General features: G+C 48.6%; 7 protein-coding genes. 6 read left to right on the top strand and 1 reads right to left on the bottom strand.

Annotation, left to right across the window (positions count from 1 at the left end):
- The 6 genes from ACWA6V_RS12920 to cysG all read left to right on the top strand — a co-directional run.
- Positions 1-1,287 (top strand): DNA translocase FtsK (locus tag ACWA6V_RS12920; RefSeq protein ID WP_449522876.1); only part of this gene is annotated, 1,287 nt, incomplete at its 5' end.
- A 108-nt stretch (positions 1,288-1,395) separates the two neighbouring features.
- Entirely contained in the window at positions 1,396-2,025 is a 630-nt protein-coding gene (gene lolA, locus ACWA6V_RS12915) for an outer membrane lipoprotein chaperone LolA (RefSeq protein ID WP_310073693.1), read from the top strand.
- 7 nt (positions 2,026-2,032) lie between these two features.
- Entirely contained in the window at positions 2,033-3,385 is a 1,353-nt protein-coding gene (locus ACWA6V_RS12910; RefSeq protein ID WP_449522875.1) for a replication-associated recombination protein A, read from the top strand.
- Between the two features lies 1 nt (position 3,386).
- Positions 3,387-3,761 (top strand): fluoride efflux transporter CrcB, encoded by a 375-nt coding sequence (gene crcB / locus ACWA6V_RS12905; protein ID WP_449522874.1) that lies wholly within the window; start codon positions 3,387-3,389, stop codon positions 3,759-3,761.
- Positions 3,762-3,885: 124 nt separating this feature from the next.
- The gene (gene serS, locus ACWA6V_RS12900; protein ID WP_449522873.1) at positions 3,886-5,172 is read left to right on the top strand and encodes a serine--tRNA ligase; all 1,287 of its coding nucleotides are present in this window, start codon (positions 3,886-3,888) and stop codon (positions 5,170-5,172) included.
- Between the two features lie 147 nt (positions 5,173-5,319).
- Positions 5,320-6,708 carry a siroheme synthase CysG gene (cysG, locus tag ACWA6V_RS12895; protein WP_449522872.1) on the top strand — a complete coding sequence of 463 codons (1,389 nt, stop codon included), beginning with the start codon at positions 5,320-5,322 and terminating at the stop codon, positions 6,706-6,708.
- Positions 6,709-6,781: 73 nt separating this feature from the next.
- Here cysG and ACWA6V_RS12890 read toward each other — a convergent pair whose 3' ends face one another.
- Positions 6,782-7,819 (bottom strand): TerC family protein, encoded by a 1,038-nt coding sequence (locus ACWA6V_RS12890; RefSeq protein WP_449522871.1) that lies wholly within the window; start codon positions 7,817-7,819, stop codon positions 6,782-6,784.
- Positions 7,820-8,334: the final 515 nt, after the last annotated feature.

Genomic DNA, 8,334 nt, shown 5'->3' with positions numbered 1-8,334 from the left:
GCGCGTTCACTCGCGGTGGTATCGGTGCGGGTGGTGGAAGTGATTCCTGGTAAATCGGTAATGGGTATCGAAATCCCCAATGCGCATCGCGAGATGGTGCGGTTGTCCGAGGTGCTTTCTTCTGAAGTCTACGATAACGCTAAATCGCCACTGACCATGGCATTAGGGCACGATATTTCCGGCGAGCCGATTGTTGCTGACCTCGCCAAAATGCCGCACTTGCTGGTGGCCGGTACGACCGGTTCGGGTAAGTCCGTAGGCGTCAACGTGATGTTGCTCAGTCTGCTGTACAAATCCACTCCTAAAGAAGTGCGCCTGATATTGGTAGACCCCAAAATGCTGGAGCTTTCGGTCTATGAAGGCATCCCGCATTTGCTCACCCCGGTTATCACCGATATGAAAGATGCCTCTAACGGTCTGCGTTGGTGTGTGGGTGAGATGGAGCGCCGCTATAAACTCATGTCCGCGCTGGGCGTGCGCAATCTCGCCGGTTATAACCGCAAGGTTGAGGATGCAGTTAAAGCGGGCGAACCGATTAAAGATCCACTGTTCAAGCCGGAAGAGAATTTTGACCCGGGTGCCGAAGTGGCGACGGCACCGGATTTGGCAGAATTACCGTTTATCGTGGTGGTGATCGACGAATTCGCCGACATGATGATGATTGTCGATAAGAAAAAAGTGGAGCAGCTGATCGCCCGTATAGCGCAAAAAGCCCGTGCGGCGGGTATCCATTTGATCCTCGCTACCCAGCGTCCTTCTGTCGATATCATCACCGGTTTGATTAAGGCCAACGTGCCTACGCGCATTGCGTTCCAGGTATCGTCCAAAATTGACTCGCGTACCATCCTTGATCAGGGTGGGGCAGACCAATTGCTGGGCCATGGCGATATGCTCTATCTGCCATCAGGAACCAGCGTACCTATCCGTGTTCACGGCGCTTTTGTGGATGACCATGAAGTGCATAAAGTGGTGGCTGACTGGAAAAAACGCGGTGCACCGCAATATATCGACGGCATCACCGATGATGACAACAATTCGATTCCCGTACCTGGCTTACCTAGCGAAGGTGGTGAAGATAGCGACGGCGAAACCGATGCACTTTACGATGAGGCAGTGCAGTTTGTGATTGAATCGCGCAAGGCTTCGATTTCCTCGGTGCAGCGCAAATTGCGCATCGGCTACAACCGCGCCGCGCGCTTGATTGAAACCATGGAAGCGGCAGGCGTGGTTTCCTCCGCCGGCCATAACGGCAACCGCGAGGTGTTGGTCGGCGGTGGGCGCGATTAGCGTATTATTTTTTATCAACTGAACTGTTTATCTCAGGTTCATCGCTACTCGCTAGGATCTACTGTAGTGCGATAGTGCACACAACCAAAACTCATATCCGGATTTTTTATGAAGATGTTTTCCCGTTTTTTGACTAGCTGTTTATTAGTAGCTTCCGTTGTCGTCCATGCTGCCGACGACCAAGCCGCCGCACAATTGCGCAAACAACTCGATGCAATGAACACCTTGCAGGGCGATTTTGTACAAACCACCTACGATAAAAAAGGTGCCGAGCAAGAAACCAGCAGTGGCAATTTTATGCTGATGCGCCCCGGCAAGTTTTATTGGAAAACCCTGGAACCCATGCAACAACTGCTGGTATCCAACAACAAAACGATTTGGCTCTACGACCCGGATCTTGAAACTGTCAACGAGCGCGCCTTCACCGACGACCTGCGCGAAACGCCTGCGTTATTGTTGAGTTCTGATATCGAACAATTGCGCAAAAGTTTTACCGTCACCCGCGATGAAAAAGACACGTCTGCTGAAAAATATACGCTGACTCCCAAAGTCACCGATGGCATGTTCCAACATTTAACGTTGGTATTTAAAGCGAATCAGCTTACCGAGTTTGCGATTCAAGATAGCCTCGGCCAACTCACCCGCTGCGTATTAACCAATGTGCAGCGCAACAAAACCCTGCCGGAAGAAAAGTTCTTTTTTCAACCGCCGGAGGGCGTCGAAATTTTGAAAGATTAAGCGCGTCATGGATCTTTTTGGTTCCTCTGCACCAGCTTATCAACCGCTCGCGGCGCGTATGCGCCCGCGCAACCTTGACGATTATATCGGTCAGGAGCATTTGCTCAGCGCCGGAAAACCCCTGCGTGAAGCCATCACTCGAGGCCAATTACACTCGATGATTTTGTGGGGGCCGCCGGGTGTTGGTAAAACCTCGCTCGCCAAATTATTTGCCGAGCAAGCCGATGCCCGGTTTGAATCTTTGTCAGCGGTGTTGTCCGGTGTAAAGGAAATTCGTGCAGCTGTCGCCAGCGCACAACAAGAGCGAATTTCCAGTCGCCGTAAAACGATTTTATTTGTCGATGAAGTGCATCGCTTTAATAAATTCCAGCAGGATGCATTCCTGCCTTATGTGGAAGACGGCACTTTTATTTTTATCGGCGCCACAACGGAAAATCCCTCGTTCGAATTAAATAACGCATTGCTTTCACGCTGTCGTGTATATGTGTTACGCGGCTTGCAACCAGAACAGTTAAGAGATGTATTGCTGCAGGCGCTCGACGATAGAGAGCGCGGCCTGGGCGGACACAATATTCGCATTGATGACGATACCCTGATGACGCTTGCACAAGCAGCCGATGGCGATGCACGCAAAGCGCTTAACTTGCTGGAAATTTCTGCTGATCTCGCCGAAGAAGAGGGCGACCATAAAGTCATCAACGCGCAAGTCATCACCGAAGTACTGGCCTCTGATGTTCGTCGCTTCGATAAAGGCGGCGATATTTTCTACGAGCAAATTTCGGCGCTGCATAAATCTGTGCGAGGCTCTTCACCAGACGGCGCCTTGTATTGGCTGGCGAGAATGCTCGACGGCGGCTGCGATCCACTTTACATCGCCCGCCGTGTAGTGCGTATGGCAAGCGAAGATATAGGCAATGCCGACCCGCGCGCGCTGCCGCTGTGTTTGTCCGCGTGGGATGTGCAAGAGCGTTTGGGCAGTCCGGAAGGGCAGTTAGCTATCGCCCAAGCCGTGGTTTATTTGGCCTGCGCACCCAAAAGTAATGCTGTGTATAATGCGTTCAACCAAGTGATGGCCGACGTGCGCAGCCAACCGGCTTACGATGTTCCCATGCATTTACGCAATGCCCCGACCAAGCTTATGAAAAGCATGGATTACGGTGCCGAATATCGCTACGCCCATGACGAGCCGGGCGCTTATGCAGCGGGTGAAAATTATCTACCGGAAGACATTGCCCAAGCGCGCTATTACCAACCGGTGGAGCGCGGATTGGAATTAAAAATCCAGGAAAAACTCGCGCACCTGCGCGAGCTTGATAAACAAAGTAAAAAGAAACGTTACAAAAAATCGCCCGGAAAATAATATGCAGTGGTTAGCAATCGCATTAGGTGGTGCTCTTGGGTCTGTACTCAGATTTGCTGCCGTGGGTTATTTAACGCCGCTGCTGAATTACCGTTTTCCGTTCGGCACGTTTGTGGTGAACATTGTCGGGTCGTTTTTAATCGGTGTTGCTTATGTACTCCTGGTAGAAAAAACCACTTTGCCCACAGAGTGGCGATTGTTTTTTATCACCGGAATTTTAGGCGGCTTCACCACTTTCTCAGCTTTCTCGTTGGAAATTTTACAGCTGTGGCAAGAAGGGCATGTATTCAATGCGCTTGTGTATGCCAGCAGCTCGGTGGTTCTGGGTTTGTTGATGGCCTTTGTTGGTATGGCATTAACTCAAAAGTTTTTTTAGATTGTAGCCCGCATGGAGTTTAACGAAATGCGGGGTTTTTGTTGGCAATTACTCCCCGTATTCCGCTAGGCTCCATACGGGCTACGGATAACATTTTTAACTTTAATACAGAAAATTACTCATCATGTTAGATTCAAAATTACTTCGCACCGCTACCGAACAGGTAGCCCAGGGTTTGGCCAAACGTGGCTATGAATTAGATGTTGCCAAAATTCAGGCGTTGGAAGAAACCCGCAAAGCGATTCAAATTAAAACAGAAAATTTACAAAGCGAACGCAACTCTATTTCCAAAGGTATCGGCAAAGCCAAACAAGCCGGTGAAGATGTTGCTCCTATGATGCAGGCAGTAGAAAACATCAAACAAGAATTGGCTACTGCGGAAGTAGAGTTGGCCAAAGTTCAGGCTGAGTGGGATGAGTTTGTCAATGCGATTCCTAATATTCCAGCAGACGAAGTGCCGAACGGAAAAAGCGAAGACGATAACGTAGAAGTGCGCACTTGGGGCACTCCACGCAGCTTCGAATTCCCCATTGTTGATCACGTTGATCTCGGTGCAAACCTCGCTGGTTTGGATTTTGAAACCGGCACCAAAATTACTGGCACTCGTTTTGCGGTGTTACGCGGCGGTGTTGCACGTCTGCATCGCGCGCTGGCTCAATTTATGTTGGATACGCATATCAACCAACATGGCTACGAAGAAGTTAATGTCCCTTTTATTGTGAATCGCGATTCACTTTTTGGTACTGGCCAACTGCCGAAATTCGAAGAAGATTTATTCAAACTGACTGATGACCGGGAGTTCTATTTAATCCCAACGGCAGAAGTGCCGGTTACCAATATTTATCGCAACGAAATTATCGATGAGGCCCAACTGCCGATTAAATTGGTCTGCCACTCACCTTGTTTCCGTTCCGAAGCGGGCAGCTATGGTCGCGATACCCGTGGCATGATTCGCCAGCATCAGTTCGAAAAAGTAGAGCTGGTTAAATTTGTACGTCCAGAAGAATCCGATGCGGCGCTGGAAGCACTGGTTGGTCATGCGGAAACGATTTTGCAGAAACTCGGTTTGCCACACCGCACGGTAATATTGTGTGGCGGTGATATTGGTTTTTCTTCTGCCAAAACCTACGACATCGAAGTCTGGGTTCCTTCACAAAATAAATACCGCGAGATTTCATCCTGCAGCAGTTTCCGCGATTTCCAGGCGCGGCGCATGATGGCTCGCTACCGCAACAAAGAAACCGGCAAACCTGAATTGCTGCACACGTTAAACGGTTCTGGTTTAGCTATCGGCCGCACCTTGCTCGCCGTAATGGAAAATTATCAGCAAGCAGATGGCAGCGTTATTGTTCCGGAAGTGTTGCGTCCTTATATGGGTGGCACTGAAGTGCTGGTGCCAGTTAAAAAGTAACATTAACTGGGCTCCGCCCATATTCTGCGGATTCGTTGATTTTAGGGTGGGTGGAGCTATGCGATACCCACCTTTTTTATTGAAAAAATTTCAACAACTGCTGTTGTTGGACTATATATTTTTCGATGCCGTTGTTATGGAATTATTATGGAATATTTCCCCGTCTTTCTCGATTTAAAAAACCGCCTCTGCTTGTTAGTAGGCGGCGGTGATATCGCAACGCGCAAAGGTCGTTTGCTTTCCAAAGCGGGTGCGCGTTTACGTGTGGTTGCGCCGGAAATTTCCACTGAGCTGCGCGAATTGGTGGCGCAAAACAATGGCGAGTTGCGTGAGCGTGAATATCAGTCCAGCGATTTAAATGATTGCGTCATCGCGATTGCCGCAACGGATATTGAATCGCTCAATGAACAAATTTCTGCCGATGCCAAAGCGCGCAATCTGCCGGTCAATGTGGTTGATAGCCCTGCGCTTTGTACCTATATTACTCCTGCTATTATTGATCGCTCGCCCCTCGTGATTGCCATTTCCAGTGGCGGTGAATCACCCGTGCTTGCACGCTTGATTCGCGCGAAATTGGAAACCTTGATTCCCACCAGCTATGGCCGCCTTGCACAAATCGCCAGCAGTTGGCGCGATCGCGTCAAAGCACGTTTTGATGATAGCGATAGTCGCCGCCGGTTTTGGGAAAAAATTCTGCAAGGCCCTGCCGCTGAACTTGCATTAAATGGTCAGGAAGAAGCAGCAGAAAACATTATTGCAAACGAAATTGCGAGAGATGATCAGACTATTACCCAAGGTGAAGTCTATTTGGTCGGCGGCGGTCCGGGTGATCCTGAATTATTAACACTGCGCGCATTGCGTTTAATGCAGCAAGCTGATGTGGTGCTCTATGACCGTTTGGTGTCTGATGGTGTGATGGAATTAGTGCGCCGCGATGCTGAGCGAATTTATGTTGGAAAACGCCGCAGTGAACATGCGATGGAACAGGAAAATATCAATCAGCTGTTGGTTTATCTCGCCAAACAAGGTAAGCGTGTGTTGCGCTTAAAAGGGGGGGACCCATTTATTTTTGGGCGCGGCGGTGAAGAGATTGAATTGCTCGCGCAAAATAATATTCCCTTTCAAGTGGTGCCGGGTATTACAGCGGCATCGGGTTGCTCGGCTTACGCAGGCATTCCGCTAACGCATCGTGACTACGCACAGTCAGTGCGTTTTGTTACAGGGCACTTAAAATCTGACAACACAAACTTGCAGTGGCCAGAGTTAGCCAATCCAACCCAAACACTGGTGTTTTACATGGGCTTGGTAGGATTAAAAGAGATTTGTGAATCCTTGATCAGTCATGGCCGTGTATCGACTACACCTGTAGCTTTGATTGAAAAGGGAACTACACAGGAGCAGCGGGTATTGATTTCTGATTTAGCGTCGATTGCTGATGTGGTTGCCGCAAATGATGTGCATGCCCCCACGCTGTTTATCGTTGGAGAGGTTGTGAGGTTACACGATAGTTTAAAATGGTTTGAACCTGGTATTTAAGTTAAGCACTGCCTCCCTAAAAATAAGGGGATATTTGAAAGCCTCCCTCGCACAACGAGGGAGGCTTTTTTTATTACTGCGATGCCGAATTGGAAGGTTTGGTTTTTATCCAGGAGATAAGAGCGGAGCCGCCGATTAGCAATGCAACTGTTGCGAGCGAAATTCCAGTCGGAATTTTATAAATATCAATCAACAACATTTTAATACCGATAAATACCAACACCAATGACAGTCCATACTTAATGTAGGTAAATCTATCGGCCATATCTGCCAGCAAAAAGTACATGGCTCTTAACCCGAGAATGGCAAAAATGTTTGATGTCAGAACGATAAACGGATCAGACGTAATCGCAAAAATTGCTGGGATTGAATCAACAGCGAAAATTACATCTGAAATTTCCACCATAATTAATACCAGGAAGAGAGGAGTCATTAACTTCACCCCATTTACTATCACAAAAAAACGTTCACCGTCCAAATGATCGCTGATCGCAAAATGGCGTTTTAGCCAATTGAGTATGGGGTTGTTGTTGAGGTCCATTTCCTTGTCTGCCATCCACCACATTTTGATACCGGTGATTAGCAGGAATGCGCCGAATACATAGAGTAACCAGTGAAAATGCGCGAGCAACCAGACACCGGCGAAGATCATTATGGTGCGTAAAATAATCGCGCCCAAAACACCGTAGGTGAGCACACGTTTTTGCAGTTCAAACGGAATGGCAAAAAAATTAAATAACATTAGCCAAACAAACACGTTATCTACCGCAAGTGATTTTTCAATCAAGTAACCGGTGAGGTATTCCAATGTTTTGCTGGTGGCAAATTCGCGGGTGTAGTTGGCATCCAGATAAAACCACAGGCCTGCGCCAAAGCTTAATGCCAGCCCCACCCACACGAGCGACCAGCTGGCAGCTTCTTTGAGCGAGACGCGGTGTTGCTTTCCGCCGCCGACAAAAATCAAATCAATCGCGAGTACAACTAGCACAATCGCGAAAAATGCCAGCCACATCCACCAGGTGCCGATAGATTGAAACGAGCTGGTTGCATCGGTAAGGGCTTGTGTGGGCGGTGTGCCGGAGAGAGACGAAAAAGTAAGGATATTTATCATGGAAGCTCCATCAAGGTCAGTTTAATTGACACAATGACGGGCAAATCAGGAATGTACGAAAGCCTTTGTCATTGCGACAAAGGTCTCGTTTACAAGATGTTCTCTTGCCCGCGCGACCGGAGCTTTGACTCGTATTGACGACCTGCGCGGTGATAACTACTCCCCTTCGTGAGCCGGATTATTAAAAAAAACCAGTGTTTCAGTCAAGAGTTTTTATGTTGGATAACGCGCCAGCAATGGCATTGATTTCTACGTGGGGGTTGAAATAACGTCTTGGTTAAAATGTGACCTGAGAGCCAGAAATATGTTGTTATTGGTTTTAAGGTTAAAGAAATCCAATACTCTGCCGATAAATTGACTGCAGCGTGAGTATTTAGACGCAACAGGAATCCCTATGGTATATCTAGGCCCCATTCAACCACGACCGGCATCGGTAAAGGCACCCAGTCGCCCTGCAGCGACGACAGCAGTTAGTGCCTATCTCAATGAGCCCCAGAAAGGCGATCGCTCTGCTG

This window comes from Cellvibrio sp. (assembly GCF_053579595.1).
The sequence above is the reverse complement of the archived record's forward strand: the minus strand, read 5'-3'. Positions and strand labels throughout refer to the sequence as shown.

Coding starts and splice junctions, on each gene's coding strand:
- ACWA6V_RS12890 (WP_449522871.1), bottom strand. CDS start 7,819: ATGATAAATATCCTTACTTTTTCGTCTCTCTCCGGCACACCGCCCACA.
- cysG (WP_449522872.1), top strand. CDS start 5,320: ATGGAATATTTCCCCGTCTTTCTCGATTTAAAAAACCGCCTCTGCTTG.
- serS (WP_449522873.1), top strand. CDS start 3,886: ATGTTAGATTCAAAATTACTTCGCACCGCTACCGAACAGGTAGCCCAG.
- ACWA6V_RS12910 (WP_449522875.1), top strand. CDS start 2,033: ATGGATCTTTTTGGTTCCTCTGCACCAGCTTATCAACCGCTCGCGGCG.
- lolA (WP_310073693.1), top strand. CDS start 1,396: ATGAAGATGTTTTCCCGTTTTTTGACTAGCTGTTTATTAGTAGCTTCC.
- crcB (WP_449522874.1), top strand. CDS start 3,387: ATGCAGTGGTTAGCAATCGCATTAGGTGGTGCTCTTGGGTCTGTACTC.